Here is a 24,147-nt window from a genome sequence, read left to right as displayed (position 1 = left end):
ATTGCATGAAAGTTATTATTGCAAGAATCAGGCAAGAGGCGTATTATAAACTCATTATCTAAGAAAGAAGGCTAAATATGAATGCACTGTTTATCGTACTCAATGACTTGACTCGTTATGACGAAGTCATGGATATCTTTTATGAACTGCGTATTGGCGCGACCACGATGGATACAACCGGTATGCGCAGCGTCTTAGAACGACACCATGAACCGATCCCTTTTATCGGACGCTTTGATCGAATCTTCAAAGAAGGACAGCCCTACAACAAAACTATTTTCAGTATTGTTCGCGACGATCGTCTTTTAGATGAGATCACCTCGCGACTAGAAGAAGATGTTTTTGATCATTTCAATGACAAGGGAAAAGCCATTATGTTTGTCATGCCGGTAGCCAAGGTTTACGGTTGTGACAATTAAAGAAACGCTGTCGAAAATCTTTTCGACAGCGTTTCTTTATTGTAAAGGTTCTGAAATTGTTTGATCAAAGAAGGATAGTTCTTCGATCGTTGTCTGTAAACGATTAGAATCCCAATCGAATGCCATACAATAACGAGGCTCACCTTCTTGATCGACAAACCAAAGAATCATTTTTTCCGTTTTTATCATCTTTTCCAACCACATTTTCTGTACCGACAAATTAATGCCACCAGGAATGGCCCATTCCGTTGAAATCGCAAGGTCTTTCCCTTCCAACCAAAAATCAATCAGCAGATTGACCGTTTCTTCATCTTCATTTTCTTCCAATCGTGCCCCATAATCCACCTGCGAGATTCCGGATTCTAAAACTTCAAAATCCAGCTCTATGCTAACAACTTGAATATGAATCTCTTTTTGAAGAAACAATACCGATTCAATACCATAGGTCAAATCTTCAGAAAGAAATACCGGCATCTCCCTTTGGCATAAACCCGATTTACATGGCTCAATTTGATATTCTTCTCTTTCCAATACAACACGTTCACCCATTTGATCCTCCTAAAAAACAACTTTCTTCAATAAAAAAACCGGCTTTCGCCGGTTCATTACTTCGTTACGCTGCTAATATCCATCATCAAAGCCTTGCCATCCACTTGAATTTCATAAACAACACGTACTTCTTGTCCCTCTTGAAGAAACTCAAGAATCGGATTCACGATGGTACTGTCTAGAGTTAACGTTTCTTCTCCGGTTTTAACAAGAATATGATTCTCATCTTTTCGACTTTCATAGATCCCAGTAATTTCTTTTCGATTTTCAGCCAAATATGTTTCTTCATCCTGCACGGTCATTTCTTTTTCAATCATCGGGACTCCGATTTGTGCAAGTGCATAGGCATAATTGGATTCTAATCCATTGGGATCACCAATGTCATCAAGACCAATAATCAACTCGATGGAACCATCAACATAATTTGCACGCTTAACCGCTAAGACTTGATCTTCTGATACGTCCATATCCTTTACGATTAAAACAACGTCAACTTCATCAAAGCGATAAATCCCTGGGGTTTGTACCGCCTCTTTCACCGCTGCCTGCATTGTTTCATCTAATTCATCCAGATAGACTTCAGTAAAAGAAACTGGCCCATTCTCAATTTTTGGTTCTGCTGGAGCACACCCACTCAATACGATTACGACTAATACGAGCAGAAGACTTCCCGCTATCCAATTTTTCATTAATTTTCCCCCTTGAACTGGCTTTACTGTCTACTCTATCTTACAGGAATTCAGCAAAAAATCAATAGTTTTTACGTCTCTTCATAAAAAGTTAACGCCTGAAAACCAGAAAGGAAAACGCTTATTGTTATTTTTTTAACGACTAAGAATAAAAGGTATTGATATTTTTTTGTCAATAGGGTATTATAAGAATGAAAATTTAGGAAAACGGAGGAAAAAGATGGTTGTTCAAGTTTGTATTGGTAGTGCCTGTCACTTAAAAGGATCTTATGAGGTCATTCAACAACTGAAAGGAAAGATTGCGGAGGGCTCCCTGGAAGATCAAGTTTTACTCAAGTCATCCTTCTGCCTGGGCCAATGTGCTCAAGCCGTATCGGTTAAAATTGACGATGAGCCCGTCTACTCGGTGTCTCCAGACACGGTCGATGAATTCTTTAATGTCTCCATTAAAGGAAGACTATAGATGTCCTTTATCGATTTTGACAAAGAAAAATGCGACGAGTGCTATAAATGCCTGCGCACCTGCCCAACCAAAGCGATTGCCTTTCTAGGTGACCGTCGAGAGATTATCAACGAGCTTTGTATCAAATGTGGCAAATGCCAGGTGGTTTGTCCCCAAGGCGCCCTGAAGATTGCACAGGATATTGACAAGGTCAAACTTGCAATCCAATCGAAGCGTCGCGTAATAGTGACCATTGCACCCTCTTTCGCATCTGCCTTTAAAATGGATGAGCCCAGCCAGATTGTAACTGCACTTAAATATTTAGGTTTTACCCATGTTGAGGAAACAGCCATTGGCGCCGAAGTCGTTTCTCAGACCTATGAAACTTTTATTGAAGATGGCAATATGAAAAATCTAATTACTACTAGTTGTCCTTCCGCCAATTACCTTGTTGAGCAATATTATCCAGAATCCATCCCTTATCTGCTTCCAGTCGTTTCTCCGATGATTGCCCATGGCAAACTACTGAAGAGTCGATTTGAAGAAGCCTATGTGGTTTTTATCGGCCCCTGTATGGCAAAAAAAGTGGAGGCCGAAGGATTCCAAAATCGCGGAGTCATCGATGCGGTCATCACTTTCGAAGAACTCCGGGATTGGTTTGCTGAAGAGAAGGTAACCCTGACTCATCTGACACCAACTCCTTTTGATCACGTTTCAACCAAGCGCGGCTGCGCCTATCCCCTTGGTGGAAGTCTATTTAAAAGCGACTTTAGAACCCGTATCAATCATCAATACAAATACGTTCGTGTCGATGGGATTGAGGAATGTAAAGATATCCTCGACGCCATGAGAAAGGGCGCTCTAGACCACTATTGCATCGAAATTAACATCTGTAGCGGCTCCTGCATCAATGGACCCGGCATGCCGGATGATGGCACCTGCCATTTTGAACGAGAAATGCGTCTTCACCAGTATGTGGATACCAAGAAAACCCTCAAGGAAGCAAAGAAAAAGAATCATTTTGAATTTGACCATCTCGATCTTTCAAAAACCTTTGAGGCAAAAAACCTTTGCTACGATATTGCTACAGAAGCAGATATTCAAAATGCTCTGGTTCGCATGGGCAAATACACCAAGGAAGATCAGTTGAATTGCGGTGCTTGCGGCTACGATACCTGCCGAGAAAAGGCGCGCGCTGTTGTTATGGGCATCTCTGATGCGCAGATGTGCATGCCCTATCTTCGCCAGAAGGCAGAAAGCATGCAATCTGTCATTTTTGACTCGACACCAAACGGTATTGTGATCCTGGATCGAGATCTGTTAATTCGAGATATCAATCCAGCATTTGACCAAGCCTTCAATCCAGAAGGCAGCCCAGTCAAGGACTTCCCCATTGCTGCCTTTTTAGAGGATGATCTCTTCCTACAGGTACGAGACACCAAGAAAAATATCCTTGGACAACGGATTCACTTTCCATCAATCAAAAAAACATTTATCGTAAATATCGTCATGTTGGAAAAGGAAGATCTGATTCTGGGCATTCTAGCCGATATTACTCAAGCAGAAAAAAATCAAGTTGAACTCATGCGAGTCAAACGAGAAACAATTATGACCTGTCAAGGCGTCATCGAAAACCAAATGCGTGTCGCTCAAGAAATTGCAAGTCTCCTTGGCGAGACCACAGCCGATACCAAAATCAATCTCAACCGCCTGAAGGACATCGTTTTATCCGACGAGGGGGATTTCTAATGAATTACTATATTGATATCGCCACTCAAAGCCTAAACAAAGTCGGTGAAGAACTATGTGGCGACAAGGTGGAAATTTTTCGTGATACCAATCGAACGGTCATCGTTCTAGCAGATGGATTGGGAAGCGGCGTCAAGGCAAATATTCTCGCCACCATGACCACCAAAATTGCCGGAACCATGTTGATCAAGGGAGAATCTATCGAGGAAACTGTCGATACCCTGATGAAAACACTGCCAGTTTGCCAGGTAAGAAAGATTGCCTATTCTACCTTTGGTGTCATCTCCATTGATCCTGAAGGCAACTGTGTTATGTTGGAATACGACAATCCGCCAATTTTCATTTTACGAAAAGGAACAATTCTTTCTATTAAAAAACGAAAAATTTCCTTTGACGGAAAAATCGTTCAACGCTCCAGTTTTCACTTGCAAGAAGGCGACAGTCTCACTTTGTGCAGTGATGGCGTCATCCATGCCGGCGTTGGCGAAACCCTCAACCATGGATGGGAATGGGAACATGTCGCCAGCTTTCTTTCCCGACAATCCGTCAAAACAGCGGATCAATTGAATCAGCGGCTGATTGATGCCTGTGCAAAGCTTTATAATTATCATCCTGGAGATGATACGACCGCGGTAACCGTAAAACTTCGTGCACCGGAAAATCTCAGCTTATTTACCGGCCCACCCATTGATCCCGATGATGATTCCTATCTTGTTAAGAAATTTATGAAACAAGGCGGCAAAAAAATTGTTTGCGGCGGTACAGCAGCCAATATCCTTAGTCGAGAACTTCATCGCGAAATTGAAACCTGCCTAGATTATTTAGATCCGGAAATCCCACCCGTTGCCAAGATGAAAGGCATTGACCTGGTAACTGAGGGTGTTTTAACCTTGCAAAAGACGATCGATCGCCTAGAGGCATTCCGGTTAAAACTGCCGGATTATGACCCCGCACGCCAAGACGGTGCAACCCGTCTAGCAAAATTGTTAATCAACGACTCAACCCATATCCAGTTCTTTATTGGCCGGGCCATCAACCCAGCCCATCAGAATCCAGATTTTCCTGCTGCTCTAAGCATCAAAATGCACGTGGTTGAATCCCTGATGGAAGAATTGAAAAAAATTGGAAAAGAAGTTCAAGTCCATAGATTTTAAGAGGTGACTATATGAGAGTATTCGAAAACCAAGTGCAATTTGTAAAATACGAAGTGCTACGTGAAGTGGCACGCTATTCATTTGAAGGAAATTTAGAAGAGAAAAAAGATTTTATTCCCCTCGTCTTAAATCCGGGACCTGAACCCCGATTTCGCTGCTGCGTCTATCATGAACGAGAAGTAACAAAAGAGCGAATCCATATGGCCCAAGGTGGAAATTCTGACAATCCTTTAATTGTGGAAGTCCTTGATGCTGCCTGTGATCAATGTCCCGTGCAACGATTTACCATCACCGAAAATTGTCGCGGCTGCCTGGCACACCGGTGCGAGCAAGCCTGCCCTGTCGGTGCTATCACCTACATAGGCGGAAAAGCCATTATGAATCACAGCAAGTGCATCGAATGCGGACGCTGTGCCAAAGCCTGCCCCTACAACGCAATCTCAGATGTAAAGCGTCCTTGTCGAAAAGCCTGTCCAACCGGGGCTATCGAAATTAACGAAGATAAAAAAGCAGTCATCAACCCTGATAAATGCATCGAATGTGGTGCCTGCGTCTATCAATGTCCCTTTGGTGCCATACAAGACAAGTCAGAAATCACCGATATTATTGAGAGTCTTCAGGGGGATCGGCCTGTTTATGCCATGGTTGCACCGGCCTTTTCTACCCAATACAATTCAGCTCAACTGGGACAAGTTATCGCCGGAATCAAGGCCCTTGGATTCAAAGATGTTATCGAAGTCGCCTTAGGTGCGGACCTAGTGTCCATCGAAGAGACAAAAGAATTGGCAAGTCATTTACAGACCCATTCCCTAATGACCAGTTCTTGTTGTCCCGCCTTTGTACAATATGTGAATCACGAGTATCCAGAATTAAAAAATTTGGTTTCCACAACGGTTTCCCCTATGATTGCCACCTCTCGATTGATTAAGAAAATCGACCCAGATGCAATCACCGTATTTATCGGCCCATGTGTCGCAAAAAAATCTGAGAAAAAGCAAGCAGATCTTCTGGGAGATACGGAATATGTTTTAACCTTCGAAGAGCTTTCTGCTTTGATTGATGCAAAGGGAATCGCCCTAGAAGAACTAGAACCCATCCCCTTAAACAACGCCTCCTATTTTGGTCGAATCTTCGCTGCATCAGGTGGCTTAACCGAATCCGTCAAACATGCGGCAGAGCAGTTGAACTTGGATGTTGAGATCAAAAGTCTGGCTTGCGACGGGATCAAGGAATGCGACAAAGCCTTGAAACTGACGAAATTTAATCGACAGACAGCAAACTTCATTGAAGGAATGGCCTGTGTTGGCGGTTGCATTAAGGGTCCAGTTACCATGCATCACGGTCCCAAGGACAAAAAAGCCGTCGAGTCCTACGGCAAGCTTGCCATGGAAAGAGACCAAGAAGACGCATTACGCGTATTTGACTTGCAAAAAATCTCCCTTCATCGGCATAAATAAAAGAAATTAAGCCTTAGAGACTCCTTTCAAGCGTTTGTTGCAAGGAATTTGACTCTAAGGCTTAATTTTATTTAAAATCTTTGTGAATTTATCGATTGCATCGAATGAACCTGACAAATCTTGGTATAATAAATATAGCGATTCAAACCATAAGAATCTAAATCAGGAGGTTCACATGAATAAAAACAATGTCTTTATCGCAACACTCTTAATCCTTTTCGGGGTCTCTTTATTACTTATTCGCTATGATTTTGTAGGAGCCGAGGTATTTCTAGTCGCATGCGGCGGTGCTTTCCTTGCGAGCTACGGTAGCAATAAAGGCGCTTTCAATCTCCTCATCGGGGTCTTTCTTGTCGGATTGGGGCTTGATAATATCCTGAATTTGTCTATATCTTCCAGTTTTATCCTTCTCATCTTGGGAGGACTGTTCTACCTGCTCTACTTCACCAAAAAAGGAAATGGATTCATCTATCCCGGCATGATCCTTGCGGTCATCGGAATCAATCAATTGCTTGAGGAATGGACAACACTTCCATCCAATGGACTCTTCTTTATTCTGCTGGGTTTTGGATTTATGACGACCTATTTCTTCGAGAAAGAGCGCATGCAATCCAATCGCCTACTCGGTGCAGGTCTCATCATTCTTTTAATTGGCGTCTCTTTATTTATCGCATCGACGATTATGACCCCTCAAGTTGAAAATCTACTTCGTATCGGTGCAGTACCCGCACTCTTTGTTTTTATTGGTTTTTATCTCCTTTTTCAACCCGGAAAGAAAAAGAAAAAAGAAGAAGATGATGAAAACCTAAGTTTCAGCCAAGAATTTCCTCAAGAGGAAGTTGCTCCTGAAGAAGCTGTGGAAGAAAAAATTAAACCAGAGAAAAAGAAAAAAACAAAAATTCATTATGCCACAAAGGAAATCCATCGAGAAGATAAATAAAATAAAAAAATGCTGCGAATTTTCGCAGCATTTTCTATGTTTGAAATAAATGCAGATAAGCGCCATACCCTTCCACTTCCATCTCCTTTTTTGGAATAAACCGCAATGATGCAGAATTAATACAGTATCTGAGTCCTGCCGGTTCTGGTCCATCCGAAAACACATGACCCAAATGAGCATCACCATAGCGACTTCTGACCTCAGTTCTCACCATAAAATGCTGGAAATCCCGTTTCTCAATAATCAATTCCCGATGAATGGGTTTTGTAAAACTAGGCCATCCGCACCCCGCATCATACTTATCCAAGGAAGAAAAAAGGGGTTCACCCGAGAGCAGATCCACATAAATTCCCTCCCGTTTTTCATCCCAAAATTCATTGTCAAAGGGCTGTTCTGTCCCGGAATTTTGTGTGACTTCAACTTGTATGTCTGATAAGTCTTTCAATTTATCTTGCCGATTCTTCACTTCATATTTTTTTATTCCATTCATGCTCATACCTCCCCTGTATTCTTACCCCGAGAGACTACTTCACACTCGTGTCTTTCTTCTGAAATACAAGGCAGCACATCCTATCATTCGCACAACGGCCGTCAATAAAAGAGCAGGCACAATGGCAGTTTGACTCTTGATCCAAACACTAAAAACTGGCGCTATACTTGCCGAAATATTAACAGCTGTCGTGAAAAACGCCAAATATATCGTTCGATTTTTTGTTGGTGTAACCTCTAAAAGGCTGTTAAACAGTACCAAAATGGTTCCCGATGTAGCCGTTCCTGGAATAATTTGAAGTAGAGCCATCATTGGCAAAGTTTTAGTTACAGCAAAAACTGCGGGTGTTAGGGCCATCAAAAACGTCGTCATAACAATGACTGTCCGATTCCCTTTTTCATCTGCCAACTTCGCCCAAAATGTCACTGACAAAATGCTAAATAGGCTCGCGCTTACAGAAATAACACTCAACCAAAACTCATCAGCCCCCAAATCTTGAATCATATATAAGCTAAACAAAGGCCAGCCCATTTGCCATCCGAAATAAAAGACCAAGGCGCATGCTGTATAGAGCAAAAATTCCTTTTCCTCCGGCAGACGCTTCAAAACTTCTTGAACCAACTTGATTCCTCCACCCTCCGTCTTCTTGGAAGATTCGATCTTCGAAAATTTCATAAAACTAATCACTTCTCCAAGGCCAATAAGAAAAGCTAAAATAAAAAAAATCTGATAAAGCTGAATAAAGTCCTGATTGGTCTTGGGGATCCGTAACATCAATTGCCCTGTTGCTATCATCACCAATAGCCTAGCTGAGTCGGAATAACGATTCCGAAGCCCCATGGCGAACCCTCGCTCCACAGGAGAAAAAATCGTCCCGACATAAGATTGATGACCCAGCTGAGCCGCTGCAAAGGGCAGGTTCATAAATCCAACACACAAAACAAATATCGCTGCCCGGTCAATCCCATGGAAAAATGGCAAGAGCGCCATCCCCAAATAAAACAATTTATGTAGAAACATCAGTATCGCTGTACGCTTCTGCTGATCCTTTGCCTGTTCAATCCATATGGATATGGGAATCAGGCTCAATGCTGCAACAATAGCCGGCAGAGACGAAATCATGGCAACGTGATAATCGCTTCCACCCAATCGCAAGGCAAATTTTGCATTATACGGTTTCGTTAAATTCAAAGCAAGCGCCAAAAAAATACCATTGATCACGTTCACTCGTTGATTGCCTTTCATCCCATCACCCCTCTTCCCTATTATAACGAAGGTTAGATAAAGCGCAATATAAAGAACCCCCAAATTTTCATGAATTTGGGGGTTCACACTTCAATTCACTTCAATTATTGTCCATTTGAGGACCCGTCTCCTCCAGAGTTTCCGGAGTTCCCATTATTTCCAGAGTTTCCGGAATTTCCATTATTTCCGGGGTTACCGGAATTTCCATTATTTCCGGAATTTCCATTATTTCCAATGCTTTCATCATTTTCCGTATTTCCTGTATTTCCATTAGACCCAGGACTTCCTTTGCCATTGGTCTGATCTTCCTTCTCATTTTCGGACTCAATGTCACCTGAATTTTCTTCTTTTTTTGCCTGACCTGACGGTATCTTGTCCTTACCTTCTTGGTTTCGACCCTGGCCTTGACCGGCATTCGATTCTTCATTGCTCCTTGTCCGTTTTTCTTCCTGCATGATTAGTCGCGCTGAATCCTTCTCATCCTTGGTCGGCTTGGTGACTCGATTTACTTCTCGAATCAATGCGCCAACACTGCCGCCGGTTTCTTTGATCTCGCCCATTTGAGATTTGATCTGTTCCCTCAAAATCGCTTTACCTGGCGATACACCGATTCCCTTAGCATGATGGTATTCATTCTCGGTCACTTCCAAAGCTGCGATGGTTAAATCCATTCCATTATCCAACATAGCTTGATATAAGTTTTCAACAAAGCCTTCTTCGTTAACACGATTTTCCTTCTCTTGGTTGGTCAACAAAACATAACCATCTTTTTCTAAAAATCCGGCTTCCTCAGCAGCTGCAACCACTTCCTCAACCGCATATTCCAACGATCGATGTTTCAATTCTATACCTACCAAGCCTTCGGCATCTTCGTTTAACGGATTGACTCTCAGAATGCGTTGGAATCGATTATAAACCAATTCCGTGCTTGGATTGATGTCAACCACCATAAATCCATATGGTAGCTGATAGAGCCAACCACTGAATATAACAAGCATGGCAGTAACCATAGCCATGGCAGATCGCCAATTCATTTGCAGCCTAGGCTCTTCCATTTCCATCTGATCACCAATTTCAAGCCCCAGGGTGTGATTGATGGAGATTTTACGAAATCGTCCCTTTTCATCGAGGACAATCCAACGCTTCTTTTTTTGCTCCATAATCGTTCCCTTCACCTTCTACACCTCCGTAATACGTGACTTCAACCGCGGATACTCGCCTTGCATTAAAACGATCATCGACAAGATATATTTCCTGCCTCGCTCCAGGTTTCGCTTTTTTTCACCAACCCCTTCAATTAATGCAAGGATCGGCAATTTATGATGGGTATTGGTCCATTCCAATAGATCCCGAGACGCCAAAACATAGTGAATGACGCGAAAATATCGTTTTCGCAGACGGTCCTGTTTTGGTGAAACCCTCACTAGTTCTGTAAAAGACAATCCCCATGACTCCAATTCTTGGCTATATGCACTGATTTCCAACTGAATCAATTCTCGCTCTTGATCCCTATGATAGACTTGCATGGCCTGCTGGATTTCCGAATAACTTAATTCTTGTTCTTCCCCTGTCACCAAGTCCAAAGATTCGTAATGTGTCTGTCGATATACCTTTCTCTCGTAATCAATTAAACGCGACCGAACCACTTGCGAGGCAAAAGAAGAAAATTTTCCTCGCTTTGCATCATATTTCATTATTGCTTCTTGCATGGCGATCATCCCGATCTGCATATGCTCGTCTCTTCGATTTGGTATGGGATATTGATCAACAACACGAATAACAATCCCGCGCTGTTCCTTCAAAAGGGCATTTAATGCCTGGTGGTCTTTCTTTGCCCATTCAATTTTATTCAGAAGGTCATGGTTCTTGTTATCCACAGAAGCACCTCCTACTCATAAATACGAGTGCCGGTAAAGGAAAACTGGGGGTTAAAGTTCTAAAACATCACCTGCATAGAAATAATCGACCTGATCGCCTAGGATGGTTTGCAGCCTTTCAAATCCTGGAACACTGGTGCAATGACCGGTATGAATGGTTCCTACAACTTGCCTTTGAAGAAATCGAGCCACAGCATCAATGGTTTCCGGTCTTTCTTTAAAATCTGGTTTTCTTCCTTGCAGATGAAACCCTCCAATAACAGAGACTACCGGCTGATTAGGAAAAAGGGTTTGCGCCTTATCTACAATATTGGCAATGCCTTGATGGGAACACCCGGATAATACCACAATACCTTCTGGTCGTTGAACAACAACAAAGCACTCATTTCTAAAGGAATCTGGAAGCAAATGCCCTTCTTCCCCTTCAAATAAAAACTTGCTGCTCTCCGGCTGCGGGAACCGCTGGCTTGCTCGCGGCACCAAAAAGAAACCCGGCATAATTTCCTCCACAGATTCTATGGCATGCAAATTTTTCTGAATCGGCGCAAGAATTTCTGGATCCGTTCCTGCGTATGCCATTCCGGTAATGCGTTCCGACCAGACTGGATCCGTTACGGATGCCTTGGCATAAATGGGAATATCCTTATTCAATTCTTCCATTACCCAGGTCATACCGCCTGTATGGTCATAGTGCCCATGGCTGAGAATAATGCCGTCAATTTGATTAAGCTTTCGATTTAACAAAGGCAGGTTTTTTTGAATCGCCTCTTTATGGCCTGTATCAAACAGTAAATTTTTGTCCCCATATTCGATCCAATAGGAAAGGCCCGCCTCTGTTGCAAGAGGCTCTTTCGCAGGACGTGTGCAATTGTCAACGATTGCTTGAATACGAAACGCAATCATTTCAATACCTCGATTTCATACTTTTGAGACCCCAAACCAATGGTTTCCCCATAGGACAACTGGATTTCCCCCCGGGTATTCGGATGAACCGCTTTAAATAAATCGCGCTGATTCGCCATTAAAAACTCACTGTCTGCATGCTCATGGGCCAAGCATGAAGCGGGATTAATTTCCTGTTGATTCACCAAATCTAAACAAGCTCGATCCAATGCAACAGGGTCCGTTGACGCCAAGATCCCAATATCACCAACGATGGGCGCATCGCTCCACGGCGCGCAATCACAATCTGGTGCAACCTGCAAAACAAAATTCACATAAACAACCGGCTTATCCTTCACCGCGCCATAAGCATACTCTACCATGCGTTCGTTAAATTCTGGAATTTCTGTATCCCAATTCAAACCGATTGCATCTGTAGGACAAACTGTCATGCACTCTCCGCAACCGATGCAGACCGCAGAATCAATAAAGGCAGTTTCTCCAATTTCAATTGCATTCACCGGACAGACGGTTTGACAGGTGCCACAAGCTACGCATTTACTCTCGATTACTTTTTGACGGGTTGCATGTTGATCCCGCTTTCCAGCCGGTGTCGCACACCCCATCGCTAAATTTTTAATAGCACCGCCAAATCCAGCCATCTGATGCCCTTTAAAGTGACTGAAAACCACCATGCCATCTGCTTGAGCAATCGCTCCAGCAATTCGAACCGTTTGAAAATGTTTTCCATCGATTGAAATTTCAATCTCATTCTCACCCCGAAGCCCGTCCGCAATCACAATCGGTGCATTGATGACAATAGGAACAAAGCCATGGCTGGCTGCTGTTTCCTCATGATCCACCGCATGGGCTCGCTTGCCAGAGTAAAGGGTATTGGTATCCGTTAAAAATGGTTTCGTCTTTTCCTCACGAAGCCAATCGACTCCTGAACGTAAATAAATAGGTCGGATAAATCCATCATTACCCTGCTCGCCAAAATGGGTTTTTACAGCAATCAAATCATCCTTATGAAAAAGGCCGCTACCTGCTGCCTCTAATAATTTTTTTATCTTCGCCTGCTTATTGGAGCTAGTCCCCCGGGACCGTAAATCCATCATAAATACCTTGCTCATTTGTTCTCCTCCCGATTCGACAATTCCTTATAAATTTCTGCAAACATCAAATCCGGCATGGTTTCCTTTTGCCAAATCTCCTCCGCGGCAATGGCTTGTCCCAATAGAAGGCTAAAACCATTTTCAGCGGGCTTGCTGAGTTTTCGAGCCATTTTCAGCAAGTCTGTCTCCCAGGGGTGATAAATCACCTCTAAAATAGAGTGAAAATTCTTCACCACAGACTCCGGTACTGCACAGGCTGGTAATCCAGCGACCATGCCGCAAGGGGTGCAGTTTACCAAATAATCCCCTTGAATGCCATCCAGACCACGATAATCCAGCCAATGGATTCTTGGATCCTGAAACCAATCTGCACCTTCAAATTGACCCTTGGTCTTTTCAGGATTTCGAGAAACAATCCAGATTTCTGAGGCGCCATGATCGTAAAAATAACGGAATCCCGCCTTCATGACACCACCTGTACCCAAAAAAGCCACACTCTTCCCTTGTGCCTTTCCATGAATTCGTTTCAGCATCCATTCAAATCCCCAATAATCCGTATTCCATCCCTTTAACTTGCCATCCTTATTGGAAATGGTGTTGACCGCGCCGATTGCCTGAGCCGCTGGATCAATTTCATCCAATAATGGCATTACAACTTGCTTATAGGGCATGGTAACATTGCAACCTTTGCCCCTTGCACGAAAGTCTTCCAGATGATTCCCAACGTCCTCTTCTTCCAGATCGAAGAGAAAATAGTCCTCATCCATGGCCAATTTTTGAAAAATAAGCCGATGAATTGCCGGAGACAAGCTCTTTGAAATTCCCTTGCCGATCAATCCATATTTCATTCTTCCGACATCCTCCTCTTTTGAATCGTACGGCTTTGCTTCATCATTTCTCGCAAGACCGATTGCAGTTGATCTCGCCATTCCTGATGCTGCAAGCGGTCGGCATTTTTTCTCAACACAACCTGTTCTCTCGCTTCGTCAAATACTGGTTTTCCAATGGTACTCTTTGCATCGGCAATTCTTCCCGCTATTTCCATTCGCGCCTCGAATAATTGAACAATTTGACAATCGATCTCATCAATTCCCTTTCGAAGCGTTGCTAATGTCTGTTTTTCTGTCACACCATTTCCTCCTCGTTGACCTTTCCACCCAAACGGGCAAATTGTTTCCAAAATTTCGGTTCCTGTTTATGAATCCATTCAAACCCTCGAATGATCATGGGCTGTATGGATCGCGTAGATAAAATGGCTACAATCATACCAAAGAACGGATCGCCAGACACATTGACTTCTCCACCCAACAATTTGTCTTTTCCCTTTACGCGCCAGGATCCATCCTGAATTTCTATCTCTGCCCCAAGGCTTTGCAAACCATTCAGCCTTTGTAGGGTTCTTTTTGAAATATTTTCCATTTGTAACCAACTTTCCCCTTCCGCAAACAACAATAGCGCCGTTGCGAAAATCGCAAAATCTTCTTCCTCGCATATCAACTTTAATCCAGCATACTGATGACCTTCTAGGTGATACTTTAAGTCGTCTTTATGTATCTCTAACCCGAGTTCTTGAAATAAGGATCGCCAAATCTGCTCTGACTGCAGTGAAGATCGCTTGATTCCTTCAATCTCAACCTCACCGCCAATGGCATCTGCCAAAAGCCAGATCCTGCCGGTCTGCATATTCCCTTCAATGGTAAAATCAGCGGGTTTATAGCTTTGTCTTGCTGGCAAACGTAATCGACTTTGTTCCTCAATGACTTCCATCTCAAACCGTGCCATCAAATCAATCACCAGATCATGACAAGGATCAAGCTCATAAGCAATTGGAAGCTCAATCCAAGAATCCCGCTCCATCAAGGGTAGCGCCAAAATCAATCCAGCCAGGGCAAAGGGAGGAAAGTCGTCCGGAATTCGATACTCTCCGGCCGGCAATGTGCCATCAACCACGAGAGGCAAATGACCCTTTTCACTATGATAAATCACTCGTTTTTCATTCAAGACCGCCAAATATGGGACCAAAAAATCAGGAGAGATCTTACTCTTTGTGGATAGACGAACTGGTTCTTCACATCGGCCTGCCAAAGGAATTAACCAGCGAAGGTTCTTCTCACTTCCGGCATTTTGAATCGTCGCACCCTGCAAATGCTTGGTGCCTTTGATCAGGTAGTCAACCCGATTGCCCACATCCCTCTTTTTCATCACCTTCATGCCCATTTGAGAGACAGCTTCAATAAAAAGCTGAAAATCATAGGTCTGTGGCATGTGGCTTAAATAACTCATTCCATGCGAAAGAGCAGCGCAACAAACTGCAATACGCGCTGTTTCATCCTCCGCGGAGACCAGTACACTTCCCTTTAGGGAAGATGGTTGAATCACAATCGATTTCAAAATGTATTCTCCTTTCAGCTAAAAAAACATTGGATTTATGTCTTTATTATAGCACAGGAGATTCCGCTTTCCTCTTCATTCAGGCGATTGTTTCCAAATATTCTTTCAATTGTTTTAGCCCTTCTCCATAGCTTTCAAATCCAAGGCCAGCCACCTGTGCAATACAGCCAGCCACCGTCACTGAATGCTTGCGAAAATCCTCCCGTTGTTGGATATCTGAAAGATGAACCTCTATCGCTGGCAGCCCAACCGCCTTCAATGCATCTAGCACGGCAACACTGGTATGGGTATAGGCTGCTGGGTTGATGACAATCCCATCGTACTTTCCATAAGCCTTTTGAATCATTGTTACAATTTCGCCTTCATAATTGCTTTGCTTTACTTTTACTTGTAGTTGCAACTTTCGAGCGTCTTCTAAAATTTTAGCCTCAAGATCAGCATAGGTTCGACTTCCATAAATTTCTGGTTCCCGAACCCCCAACATATTGAGATTCGGTCCATTGATCACCAATACTTTCATTCGATTGTCTCCTCCTATTTTGTGGAATATTATACCATACCAACAAATCATCCATGAATTTATTTTTCTTTTTCTTGCTATTTTGTTACAAAATCGTTAAAATTAAGTATCGTGTACTGTAATAATTATTACAGATAATTCAAAATTTAGGAGGATCATATGAAGAAATTTGCCTTGGGATTGGTTCTGATTTTATCACTTTCATTCTTAGTAGGATGTGGTGGAAGCAAAGACGTCGAAGCAGAAGTTGAAGTCGTTGATTTGATGGAAGAATTTAAAGCACAAGAAACATCAACTGACTACGAAGGATTAAAGATCAAAGTAGATGGCACCTTAATCGGTTTTAACGATACATTTGGCTATCCTTGGGTTGAAGAAGTGAGCCAGGTTGTTCGCATTCCTTACCAACCCTTGCTACTTGCACTCAATGCCACCGAGCTTGAATTGATGCCAAGTAAAATGAGATTTGCCATGGCTGATCATGCCGTTGAAGTTCCCTACGATCAAAAACAAATCAGTATTGATCAAAAGCCGAAGGTGAAATTTGGATCTCCCATCATTGGCTTAAAAGAAGCCGAAAAAAGTGATCGCATTTTCTTTTCACCAAATTTCCTAAAAGACTCCTTTGAATATAATTTATACTGGAATGCTGAAGAAGGCGCTGTTGAAATTACAAAAGAAGAACTTGATCTTCCTGTCATCTTTGCAGAAGCAGCAAGAAGCGAGCTTTCCACCTATGAAATGCATTTTGAAGTAAAGTAAAAGAGAAAGACCCGTGAAATCACGGGTCTTTATTTATATGCACCGATTGAACGGATTTTCAGCTCAAAATCTCCATCCATCACATCCAAAACCATCACACCCATACTAGAAATATGAATGGGATTCAACGGTGGCGAAGCTGCCAAGGTTTCTCCCAAATAACTCGGCTCAAACTCAGAAAATGGCAGATAAATTTTTTGCCGAATTCCAGGCAGGGTATAAAATGCTGTGTAAAACCCAAAAGGCCCTAAAGGCAGTAGCATGCGCAAGTCAATGAAATAGCTTTGCCCGTCTCCTACCAAGTCCAAGATCAATCCCTTCGCTTCTTTAAAATCCAAGCCAGATACTTCACTTCGAATCGAGCAATAGCCATTCTCATCCATCTCCTGCATGTCCCCAGAGAAAACGCCGAACCCTTCCGAAACATAAAATGCTCCGCTTCGATTACCCGTGATGGGATCGTGCAATAATTCTTTCCATTGTGAAGTGTTCAAATGATTAAACTCCATAATCCAGCGCTCTTGCATGTCATCCCTTCTTTCTCTTTGGATTTATTTAGTACTTATATACCCTAAATGCTTCTTTTTCTTCGCCTTGAATTTTTTCGTTTTTCACAACTTATCAATTTTACTATTTCAAAACATCAATTTTCATCTCTCGCCTCAGAAACAAATAACCGGCTTTCACCGGTTATTTGTTTTCATATCGAATGACTTCGAAACGAGCCATCTTCACCTTTTCCTCATAGGGAATCCCAGCCTTGTGCTTGGCAATACGAACTTGCTCTGTTGCCGTGTCTACACCTTGCAAACGAGGGAGCAAGACCCCACGCCGTCCCTCCCATTCCACGATGACACCATATTGCTGTGGATCCAAATCCGCCAGATACTTAATCGCTTCCGGAGGTTGCACCACATCGACCTTAACCGACAAGAAGGGCAATTCTTTTGCTTCGATTGGAAGAAATCTCGGATCATGCATTGCAGCTGCAATCGCGTTTTCAATAATTTCTTCACCCAAATGTGCGTAGCTCGGTTCAATCGTTCCAATGCATCCCCGCAATTGTCCAGATTCAAAGATGGAGACAAAAGCCCCGAATTGTTTTTCTTCCAAATCTAAAAGGTCTTCTTCCCTTACGGTTTTCCATAACACTCGTTTTCGGTGACGAACCTTCTCTTCAATTGCGCAGCGCGCCAGTCGCAAAACCGGATCTTCTTTTTCTTTTTGCTTCTCCATTTGTTGCAGAAAATGGGCATCCAAGGTCTCAACCCAAGATTCCATTGGATTTCCGGGTTCCAAAAATGCCGTTAAATACCCAACCCCAAAAGGACCTTCATAGGAAAAGACTTCTGAATGGATGTGCTTACCGTCTAGGGTGCCTACCCCCACCAAAAATGACGGCAATCCGCATTGAGCGGCATCTTTCACCAATTGCTCCTCAATTGTTAGCAAAGAGAACACATCACCTTTTCGAATCGCTGTTCTTACTTCATGATCAAAGAGAGCACCCGATGGATGATAGGAATAGGGACCTTTCTCCTTCAGCGCATGAGAAAGATCGCCGCTAGCCACAACAACCGTCTTGAGATTGGATCGCTCAAGTAGCTCGGCCAATGCCATTCCCAGTCGATAATGGGCCATTCTAGACAATCCACTAACCGTAATATGAAGAATCCGATAAGCCTTATGCCCCTCATCAATAATTTGTAGCGGCACCATGCATCCATGGTCCAACTCGGCCTTGATCCCATAGTCTTTCGCTATTTCCTTGGTCAAAAACAAGGCGGGGATCCCCTTTCGCGCTAATATTTCTTCTAATTCACGATTCAGTTCCTGAGCAATTTCCTTTTTCATTCCTAGTTCGGGCATGCCAAAAGAGCCAAAATCACCATGGGCCCAGCGCTCATCCAAAAAACAAAATCCATCCGTGAAAAATGCACCGTGGGGGGAAACGCAGATGATTAAATCAGGCTCAATTCCACGAATTTTCTTTTTTACCGCTTCCATTCCTCGCAAAGTTTCCTTCGCTTTCCTTTCCTCACCTTTTCCGATTTCTTTCAAAATTATCGGAGGATGAGGAACCAATGCAAGGCCTACAATCATACTTTCACCTCCCAAATATTACCTAAATTTACACGATGACACACATGCCTAGCATCTTGGGCGACCGCTTTCATCCAATCCACCGATGTCGGTGGTTCATGATAATTCCACGCTGGAAAATATCGATTCAAATGTAGCGGTATAGACGGATCCAATGCACCAAGCCATTCAAACAAGGATTTTAATTCCTCCCGGTCATCATTGATTCCCGGAACAAGCAGGATTGTAATCTCCACATGCGCCACTGCAGCTACTTGTTCAATGGTTTTAAGCACCGGTTGGACCTGCCCGCCCAATCTTTGATAGGTCTGCGGATAAAATCCTTTCAGATCAATATTCCATGCATCAATGTAGGGCAACAAATCCGCTAGCGGTTCTCCTTCCACATAACCATTCGATACCATGATCGTGGTTATACCCGCCTCTTTGGCCAATTTCGCCGTATCCAAAACAAATTCGAATCCCACCAAGGGTTCATTATATGTAAAAGCTAAAAAGTTTAACTCTCTACGTTGCACCGCTTCCACCACTTCATCGGGACTGTATGCGGTGGATGCCGGTTTTCCATGAGCGATAGGGTGATTCTGACAATATGGGCACTTCAAATTACACCCATAACTACCGATAGAGAACACCTGAACCCCGGGATGAAAATATGCCAAAGGCTTCTTTTCAATGGGATCCACCTGCAAGGCCGTAACCTTCCCATAACTTTCAGTAACCAGTTTCCCCTTTATATGTTTTCGAACACCACAAACCCCAGTTTTTCCCTCTTCAATCACACATCGGTTGGGACAGAGTTCACAGCGAATTTGATTGCCAACTTTCACATAATATCCTGCTTCCATGTTTATCTCTCCTACCCATATTGTACCCGTAGAAAAGCAAAAACCGCGCAAAAGCGCGGTTATGAAACAGCATGTTTTTGAAATCGCCAGAGTCCCAAAACAAAAAACACCAGACTCATCACAGCCAAAACTAGAATGGGAAATCCGATCGTTTCAATCGAAGCATCGAACATAACCAGGCGTTCAATAGCCTGCAAGGCCCATTTGTGCGGCGTAAGATTCGCCGCGAATAATAAAATAGGATTACTGACACTTTCCAGGGGCCACATGCATCCACCCAGCATGGCGAATGAAACCAAAATCACTGGCGTAATCGCTGATAATTGCTCTAGGGTTCGAACAAATCCTGTAATTAACATCCCCAGTCCAGCAATGGCTAAAATATACATGCTCAGAACCAAGAGTACGGCCAAAGGCGCCTTCCAATCAATATCAAATAAAAACCCACCTGCACCGATCAACACCAATGCTTGCATAAAGCCCAAGCACCAAGAATAAAAGATATTTCCAGCTAGGATTTTCTTCTTTGAAATCGGTGAAATCATCTGCCGATTCCAAGTAAATTGTTTCTTTTCCTGCAGTAAATCTGCCATGGTAAAGACAATACTAAAGGTGGTGAAAAAGAGTAAAAATCCGACCATATAATGGATCTTAATATCATAAAAATCAAAAAAACCAGTCGTCTTTGTCGTAGTATGAACCACCACAGGAACTTTATTTGCCCAATGGGTGTCAGCTTCCGCCAGTACTTTGGCACCCAACTCGTCCCCTTGAAAGTTTTCCACAGAAAAGTCCACCATCCGCTGATCGGATTGCATGCGAAATACCATGGTGCGAACCCAATTTTTAAGCTCCATCAATTCAAGGGCATCCTTGGATTGAAATAAAGAAATACTCGGCGCAATACTGGATTTTAAATCCACCCCAAACCCAAGTGGTAAAATTAACGCTGCCATGACTTCATCGGATTCCACTCGCATAATCGCATCCGCCTGATCTGCCCACTCAAATCGAAAGGTCTCTGACGTCTGCATCAATTCAAGAAATCGATCCGCTTCAGGAGAGCTTTCTTGCGAGACGACTAAAATACTTGGCTGATAATTCCCCATCATGCTTCCACCAAAAATCCCGGTCAGGAGTAACGCCATGGCTGTAAGAATCACAAGGATCATATAGTCACGCTTCAAAAGACGAAGCTTAAGCCATAGAATGCTTCTCATCTTGAATCCCTCCCTTCCATCGCGACAAAGCAAAAACAAGCACAAGCAAACCCATGGAAATTCCCAATAAGGCCGCCCAAATCCATAGTACAGATAAGAAACCGAATCCCCTTTGCAGGGTAATAATCGCCTGCAAGGTTAATCCATTGATTGTGAAGGGAGCCACTAAGGAAAGTCCTTTTGGCAATACCTCCAAGGGAATATAGCTTCCACCCAATATTGCCATGATCTGAACAATCACACTCTCAAAAAGATTGGCAACCTTGTAATTATTGCTGCGATAGGAGATTAAACTGATCAAGGTCCCCAATGAGGCAACCGCCATGCCGACAACCAGACTGGTAATCATCAATCCAGTCGGCGAAGTCCATCGCACCCCAAAAACAAACCGCGAAAAAACAAAAAGAACAAGCATCTGACAAATCGTCAATCCCACCATCATGATCCACTTGCCAACCATCATATCCAGAAGGGAAACTCCAGCACTTTGCATCCTATTGGCTGTATGGTCCCGTTTTTCTGTCAGAAGAGAACGGCTTCCAAAACCCGCTGTAAACAAGACAAACATGGCCAACATCGCAGCCGCGTAGTAGGTGAAGCTATCCACATGAACTCGTTCCGTTCCTTGAAGTTCCTGTATCTGAACCCCCTCCATACTCCCTACAAATCCTTTGATGATCTCTTCCATATTTTCATACACCACTTGAGATTCTCCAGCGAGACTGCCGACGGAAAGCAAAACATTTTTCTCAATGACCCCTGTATTGATGACCTGGAAAAAACCATTCACGACTTCTTTTATAATCCGGAGGGTATACTGGTAATCCGTATGCCCCAAAACCTCCACTTCGATTTGATTCCGAAAAGGGGTGAAAAAATTCATATACATATCGTAGGTGTAATACTTGGGCAATACGATCACCGCATGAACCTCTGTCGCATCTAAGGCCGCTTCCGCCATCTCTCGATCCATCACCGTGAGCTCTACAAGCTGGTCAATTTCTTCACTCCCAAAAAAATCTTCTTGAAACATTGCAATCGGACTAAAATCACGTATCGCTTCTTCTAGCTCTGCTCGGGAGTCCTGTGTCATGGATGTCTTCAGCGGACCAGAATCCAGCAGGGTAATAAATCGATCCTGATCCAGTTGAACATCGCCTTCTACCACAAGGGCAATCGGAATCGCCTTTCGTTTTCCCGACTCTTGAAAAGAACCACCTAAAGCCATGCTCAAAATTCCTGTCAACAAGAGGGGCATTGCCAAGATGATAAACAAGGCCTTTCGATCCGAGACAATAATTTTGAAATCCTTTTTAATGATTTCCCATATTCGAATCATATTCTCCTCCTAATCACGCAGTCCTCTGCCGGTTAAATGCAAAAATACGGTTTCCAAACTCGGCTTTTGAATATCCATTCCCTTTAATTGCGTACCCGATCCCAAAAGCGCATTCATAATTGACTGATAGTGATTGCCGTTTTCCTTAACTGTCAAGTAAATCGAGTTTTCCTCTACAACCGCCTTTTCCACAAACTTCAATTCTTGCAAGGTGGTTATCAACAAGGGATCAATTTTTTCCACAGACAAACGAATCACCTCGCTGGCATCGATCATTTCTGTGAGGGATTCCTTGGTTCCTTCCGCAATAATCTTTCCATGATCCATAATATAAATCCGATCGCAAAGGGATTCCACCTCTTCCATATAGTGTGTCGTATACAAAATGGTACTTCCCTGATCCCGTAATTCCCGCACCGTATCGAGAATAAAACTGCGTGATTGCGGATCAATGCCCACTGTTGGCTCATCCATAATAATAAACGCAGGCTTGTGAAGAAGCGCAACCCCAATATTCAAGCGTCGCTTCATCCCACCAGAATAGGTGTCCACGCGGTCTTTCAACCGTTCATCCAACCCAATCACCTGGGAGATTTCCGAAATCCGTTCCTTCAATTTACTGCCGCGGAGTCCATAGACCCGACCCCAAAACTGAAGATTTTCTTTCCCTGTTAGGGTTGGATATAAGGCGATCTCTTGCGGCACAAAGCCAAGAACATTTTGAATTTGTTTGGGATCCGCCTGAATGGATTCTCCCATAAAAAGAATGGTGCCTTCTGTCGGTTCCAGCAAGGTTGCAATCATCGAAATCGTCGTTGATTTTCCCGCGCCATTGGGACCCAGTAATCCTAGAATTTCTCCTTTTTTCACATGCATGTCAATCCCGTCAACCGCATGGATCTCACCAAAGTGTTTTTCTACGCCTTGTATCTCCACTAGATTCATACTTATCCTCCTTATTTCCCCAGAATATCCATCGAAAAGAAGGAATCCGTCCTAAGATCCTCTTGATCTGCCCACTCGTCCGCTTGAGGAGTTGGAATCGAGAACTCCGGTTCCTGATTAAATCCCCAATTCAGTGATTGTACCGTGACTCGTGTGATCCCATCCTCGCCGTCTCCAACTTTCAGTATGCCTGAAAACTCGCTTTGTATCACATAGCCATCGATGTCAATGTCCGTGGTATAGACGAAGTCTTCAAACCGCACAGATCGTACGCTCTCCGCTGCTTCCTGAATCAATTGATGTCCATTCTTCTGATTAGTCTCGCCAAAAAATCCACTGGCAAGTATTTCTTCCTCATTTTCTTCAATTAAATCCGCAATCAATGCCAAACCTTGCTGAATCTGTTCATCTGTCAGTTCAATAGAAAATCGAGTGACCTTTACATCGCCGTCTGCTGTTGAAAGCACATGACGTTTCCCTTTGAATATATTCTCTTCCCGCATCATGCGAAGCCATTCTTTTCCAACCGGGTCAAAACTCTCCAACAAGTCAGAATCAATCGCCATGCCAGGATCTATCTCATCCAACTTCATATACTTTCCAACCAAGGGCAACTTCATAAATTCAAGCTCGCCATCGCGATAATAAGAGGCGTCAAATCCAATTCCGCCAAAATTCAAATACAGATCGGATTGAATTCGAGTTTCATCGAAACGCGTCGCAGTGGAAAATACAATCCGCTCAAACAAAGCCATTGCTTTTTGCGATTCTGGCGTACTTTCTTTCAAGTTAAATTCATTGTTGATCGTCAGTTTAAATTCCGAATTTCCTGATGTCGCCGCATCCGTCTTCTCCACTGCTGCGCGATAAGCATCCAGATCTGTTCCCGATTGACACCCGGACATTAACATTATAATCACTACCATCATGCCAAACATTCGTCTCTTCATTCTACTCCCACCTTTCTTCTACCCCTATTATACGAAAATTTTCGCTCAGCGTCTTGTGCCT

The 24,147-nt window shown here is 43.2% G+C and carries 26 protein-coding genes; 7 read left to right on the top strand and 19 right to left on the bottom strand.

What is annotated here, in order from left to right:
• Window positions 1-77 precede the first annotated feature (77 nt).
• Complete coding sequence (locus AC25CA_RS03070; protein WP_486815574.1) at window positions 78-419, top strand: hypothetical protein; 342 nt, start codon at window positions 78-80, stop codon at window positions 417-419.
• A gap of 36 nt (window positions 420-455) precedes the next feature.
• Here AC25CA_RS03070 and AC25CA_RS03065 read toward each other — a convergent pair whose 3' ends face one another.
• The gene (locus tag AC25CA_RS03065) at window positions 456-968 is read right to left on the bottom strand and encodes a hypothetical protein (protein WP_486815573.1); all 513 of its coding nucleotides are present in this window, start codon (window positions 966-968) and stop codon (window positions 456-458) included.
• Window positions 969-1,024: 56 nt separating this feature from the next.
• Window positions 1,025-1,657 carry a hypothetical protein gene (locus AC25CA_RS03060; RefSeq protein ID WP_486815572.1) on the bottom strand — a complete coding sequence of 211 codons (633 nt, stop codon included), beginning with the start codon at window positions 1,655-1,657 and terminating at the stop codon, window positions 1,025-1,027.
• A 148-nt stretch (window positions 1,658-1,805) separates the two neighbouring features.
• On the opposite strand from AC25CA_RS03060, the gene AC25CA_RS03055 reads away from it, so the two are divergent.
• The 5 genes from AC25CA_RS03055 (at window position 1,806) to AC25CA_RS03035 (ending at window position 7,399) form a co-directional block, all read left to right on the top strand.
• Window positions 1,806-2,120: a (2Fe-2S) ferredoxin domain-containing protein gene (locus AC25CA_RS03055; protein WP_486816591.1), complete on the top strand. Its 315-nt coding sequence runs from the start codon at window positions 1,806-1,808 to the stop codon at window positions 2,118-2,120.
• Entirely contained in the window at window positions 2,121-3,848 is a 1,728-nt protein-coding gene (locus tag AC25CA_RS03050) for a [Fe-Fe] hydrogenase large subunit C-terminal domain-containing protein (RefSeq protein WP_486815571.1), read from the top strand.
• A complete protein-coding gene (locus AC25CA_RS03045) occupies window positions 3,848-5,002 on the top strand; it encodes a SpoIIE family protein phosphatase (RefSeq protein WP_486815570.1) in 1,155 nt (384 codons plus the stop codon). The genes AC25CA_RS03050 and AC25CA_RS03045 overlap by 1 nt, the downstream gene beginning before the upstream one ends.
• Before the next feature lie 11 nt (window positions 5,003-5,013).
• Window positions 5,014-6,459: a 4Fe-4S dicluster domain-containing protein gene (locus AC25CA_RS03040; protein ID WP_486815569.1), complete on the top strand. Its 1,446-nt coding sequence runs from the start codon at window positions 5,014-5,016 to the stop codon at window positions 6,457-6,459.
• A 175-nt stretch (window positions 6,460-6,634) separates the two neighbouring features.
• Window positions 6,635-7,399: a hypothetical protein gene (locus AC25CA_RS03035; protein WP_486815568.1), complete on the top strand. Its 765-nt coding sequence runs from the start codon at window positions 6,635-6,637 to the stop codon at window positions 7,397-7,399.
• Window positions 7,400-7,433: 34 nt separating this feature from the next.
• Here AC25CA_RS03035 and msrB read toward each other — a convergent pair whose 3' ends face one another.
• From msrB to aroQ, 10 genes are all read right to left on the bottom strand, one after another.
• On the bottom strand, window positions 7,434-7,889 hold the full coding sequence (gene msrB / locus AC25CA_RS03030; protein WP_486815567.1) for a peptide-methionine (R)-S-oxide reductase MsrB: 456 nt from the start codon (window positions 7,887-7,889) through the stop codon (window positions 7,434-7,436).
• 39 nt (window positions 7,890-7,928) lie between these two features.
• Complete coding sequence (locus tag AC25CA_RS03025; protein WP_486815566.1) at window positions 7,929-9,134, bottom strand: MFS transporter; 1,206 nt, start codon at window positions 9,132-9,134, stop codon at window positions 7,929-7,931.
• A 104-nt stretch (window positions 9,135-9,238) separates the two neighbouring features.
• Complete coding sequence (locus AC25CA_RS03020) at window positions 9,239-10,309, bottom strand: anti-sigma-I factor RsgI family protein (RefSeq protein WP_486815565.1); 1,071 nt, start codon at window positions 10,307-10,309, stop codon at window positions 9,239-9,241.
• A 3-nt stretch (window positions 10,310-10,312) separates the two neighbouring features.
• A complete protein-coding gene (locus tag AC25CA_RS03015; RefSeq protein WP_486815564.1) occupies window positions 10,313-11,011 on the bottom strand; it encodes a sigma factor in 699 nt (232 codons plus the stop codon).
• 51 nt (window positions 11,012-11,062) lie between these two features.
• A complete protein-coding gene (locus tag AC25CA_RS03010) occupies window positions 11,063-11,914 on the bottom strand; it encodes an MBL fold metallo-hydrolase (RefSeq protein ID WP_486815563.1) in 852 nt (283 codons plus the stop codon).
• On the bottom strand, window positions 11,911-13,026 hold the full coding sequence (locus AC25CA_RS03005) for a DUF362 domain-containing protein (RefSeq protein WP_486815562.1): 1,116 nt from the start codon (window positions 13,024-13,026) through the stop codon (window positions 11,911-11,913). Before AC25CA_RS03005 ends, AC25CA_RS03010 begins: the two co-directional genes overlap by 4 nt.
• On the bottom strand, window positions 13,023-13,856 hold the full coding sequence (locus tag AC25CA_RS03000; protein WP_486815561.1) for a shikimate dehydrogenase family protein: 834 nt from the start codon (window positions 13,854-13,856) through the stop codon (window positions 13,023-13,025). Before AC25CA_RS03000 ends, AC25CA_RS03005 begins: the two co-directional genes overlap by 4 nt.
• Entirely contained in the window at window positions 13,853-14,137 is a 285-nt protein-coding gene (locus AC25CA_RS02995) for a chorismate mutase (RefSeq protein WP_486815560.1), read from the bottom strand. The genes AC25CA_RS03000 and AC25CA_RS02995 overlap by 4 nt, the downstream gene beginning before the upstream one ends.
• Complete coding sequence (locus tag AC25CA_RS02990) at window positions 14,134-15,399, bottom strand: 3-phosphoshikimate 1-carboxyvinyltransferase (protein ID WP_486815559.1); 1,266 nt, start codon at window positions 15,397-15,399, stop codon at window positions 14,134-14,136. The genes AC25CA_RS02995 and AC25CA_RS02990 overlap by 4 nt, the downstream gene beginning before the upstream one ends.
• Before the next feature lie 79 nt (window positions 15,400-15,478).
• On the bottom strand, window positions 15,479-15,919 hold the full coding sequence (gene aroQ / locus AC25CA_RS02985) for a type II 3-dehydroquinate dehydratase (protein WP_486815558.1): 441 nt from the start codon (window positions 15,917-15,919) through the stop codon (window positions 15,479-15,481).
• 159 nt (window positions 15,920-16,078) lie between these two features.
• On the opposite strand from aroQ, the gene AC25CA_RS02980 reads away from it, so the two are divergent.
• A complete protein-coding gene (locus AC25CA_RS02980) occupies window positions 16,079-16,681 on the top strand; it encodes a hypothetical protein (protein WP_486815557.1) in 603 nt (200 codons plus the stop codon).
• A gap of 29 nt (window positions 16,682-16,710) precedes the next feature.
• Here AC25CA_RS02980 and AC25CA_RS02975 read toward each other — a convergent pair whose 3' ends face one another.
• From AC25CA_RS02975 to AC25CA_RS02945, 7 genes are all read right to left on the bottom strand, one after another.
• Window positions 16,711-17,208, bottom strand: coding sequence for a CIA30 family protein (locus tag AC25CA_RS02975; RefSeq protein WP_486815556.1), 498 nt, complete (start codon window positions 17,206-17,208; stop codon window positions 16,711-16,713).
• A 163-nt stretch (window positions 17,209-17,371) separates the two neighbouring features.
• A complete protein-coding gene (amrA, locus tag AC25CA_RS02970) occupies window positions 17,372-18,784 on the bottom strand; it encodes an AmmeMemoRadiSam system protein A (RefSeq protein WP_486815555.1) in 1,413 nt (470 codons plus the stop codon).
• Window positions 18,781-19,632: an AmmeMemoRadiSam system radical SAM enzyme gene (gene amrS / locus AC25CA_RS02965; protein WP_486815554.1), complete on the bottom strand. Its 852-nt coding sequence runs from the start codon at window positions 19,630-19,632 to the stop codon at window positions 18,781-18,783. Before amrS ends, amrA begins: the two co-directional genes overlap by 4 nt.
• Window positions 19,633-19,691: 59 nt before the next feature.
• Window positions 19,692-20,852, bottom strand: coding sequence for an ABC transporter permease (locus AC25CA_RS02960; protein ID WP_486815553.1), 1,161 nt, complete (start codon window positions 20,850-20,852; stop codon window positions 19,692-19,694).
• Complete coding sequence (locus tag AC25CA_RS02955) at window positions 20,830-22,191, bottom strand: ABC transporter permease (RefSeq protein WP_486815552.1); 1,362 nt, start codon at window positions 22,189-22,191, stop codon at window positions 20,830-20,832. The genes AC25CA_RS02960 and AC25CA_RS02955 overlap by 23 nt, the downstream gene beginning before the upstream one ends.
• Before the next feature lie 9 nt (window positions 22,192-22,200).
• On the bottom strand, window positions 22,201-23,136 hold the full coding sequence (locus AC25CA_RS02950) for an ABC transporter ATP-binding protein (RefSeq protein ID WP_486815551.1): 936 nt from the start codon (window positions 23,134-23,136) through the stop codon (window positions 22,201-22,203).
• 11 nt (window positions 23,137-23,147) lie between these two features.
• Window positions 23,148-24,086 carry a hypothetical protein gene (locus AC25CA_RS02945; RefSeq protein ID WP_486815550.1) on the bottom strand — a complete coding sequence of 313 codons (939 nt, stop codon included), beginning with the start codon at window positions 24,084-24,086 and terminating at the stop codon, window positions 23,148-23,150.
• Window positions 24,087-24,147: the final 61 nt, after the last annotated feature.

It is taken from the genome of Gottschalkiaceae bacterium SANA (genome assembly GCA_036323355.1).
Classification (GTDB): domain Bacteria; phylum Bacillota; class Clostridia; order Tissierellales; family GPF-1; genus GPF-1.
The sequence above is the reverse complement of the archived record's forward strand: the minus strand, read 5'-3'. Positions and strand labels throughout refer to the sequence as shown.

Bases quoted from the DNA above. Each gene is read 5' to 3' on its own strand.
- AC25CA_RS03045 (WP_486815570.1), top strand. From the start codon at position 3,848: ATGAATTACTATATTGATATCGCCACTCAAAGCCTAAACAAAGTCGGT.
- AC25CA_RS03065 (WP_486815573.1), bottom strand. From the start codon at position 968: ATGGGTGAACGTGTTGTATTGGAAAGAGAAGAATATCAAATTGAGCCA.
- AC25CA_RS02960 (WP_486815553.1), bottom strand. From the start codon at position 20,852: ATGAGAAGCATTCTATGGCTTAAGCTTCGTCTTTTGAAGCGTGACTAT.
- AC25CA_RS03070 (WP_486815574.1), top strand. From the start codon at position 78: ATGAATGCACTGTTTATCGTACTCAATGACTTGACTCGTTATGACGAA.
- amrA (WP_486815555.1), bottom strand. From the start codon at position 18,784: ATGATTGTAGGCCTTGCATTGGTTCCTCATCCTCCGATAATTTTGAAA.
- AC25CA_RS02975 (WP_486815556.1), bottom strand. From the start codon at position 17,208: ATGCAAGAGCGCTGGATTATGGAGTTTAATCATTTGAACACTTCACAA.
- AC25CA_RS03040 (WP_486815569.1), top strand. From the start codon at position 5,014: ATGAGAGTATTCGAAAACCAAGTGCAATTTGTAAAATACGAAGTGCTA.
- AC25CA_RS03050 (WP_486815571.1), top strand. From the start codon at position 2,121: ATGTCCTTTATCGATTTTGACAAAGAAAAATGCGACGAGTGCTATAAA.
- msrB (WP_486815567.1), bottom strand. From the start codon at position 7,889: ATGAATGGAATAAAAAAATATGAAGTGAAGAATCGGCAAGATAAATTG.
- AC25CA_RS03000 (WP_486815561.1), bottom strand. From the start codon at position 13,856: ATGAAATATGGATTGATCGGCAAGGGAATTTCAAAGAGCTTGTCTCCG.
- AC25CA_RS03035 (WP_486815568.1), top strand. From the start codon at position 6,635: ATGAATAAAAACAATGTCTTTATCGCAACACTCTTAATCCTTTTCGGG.
- AC25CA_RS02955 (WP_486815552.1), bottom strand. From the start codon at position 22,191: ATGATTCGAATATGGGAAATCATTAAAAAGGATTTCAAAATTATTGTC.
- AC25CA_RS03025 (WP_486815566.1), bottom strand. From the start codon at position 9,134: ATGAAAGGCAATCAACGAGTGAACGTGATCAATGGTATTTTTTTGGCG.
- AC25CA_RS03005 (WP_486815562.1), bottom strand. From the start codon at position 13,026: ATGAGCAAGGTATTTATGATGGATTTACGGTCCCGGGGGACTAGCTCC.
- AC25CA_RS03060 (WP_486815572.1), bottom strand. From the start codon at position 1,657: ATGAAAAATTGGATAGCGGGAAGTCTTCTGCTCGTATTAGTCGTAATC.
- AC25CA_RS02945 (WP_486815550.1), bottom strand. From the start codon at position 24,086: ATGAAGAGACGAATGTTTGGCATGATGGTAGTGATTATAATGTTAATG.
- AC25CA_RS02950 (WP_486815551.1), bottom strand. From the start codon at position 23,136: ATGAATCTAGTGGAGATACAAGGCGTAGAAAAACACTTTGGTGAGATC.
- AC25CA_RS02980 (WP_486815557.1), top strand. From the start codon at position 16,079: ATGAAGAAATTTGCCTTGGGATTGGTTCTGATTTTATCACTTTCATTC.
- aroQ (WP_486815558.1), bottom strand. From the start codon at position 15,919: ATGAAAGTATTGGTGATCAATGGACCGAATCTCAATATGTTGGGGGTT.
- AC25CA_RS03010 (WP_486815563.1), bottom strand. From the start codon at position 11,914: ATGATTGCGTTTCGTATTCAAGCAATCGTTGACAATTGCACACGTCCT.
- amrS (WP_486815554.1), bottom strand. From the start codon at position 19,632: ATGGAAGCAGGATATTATGTGAAAGTTGGCAATCAAATTCGCTGTGAA.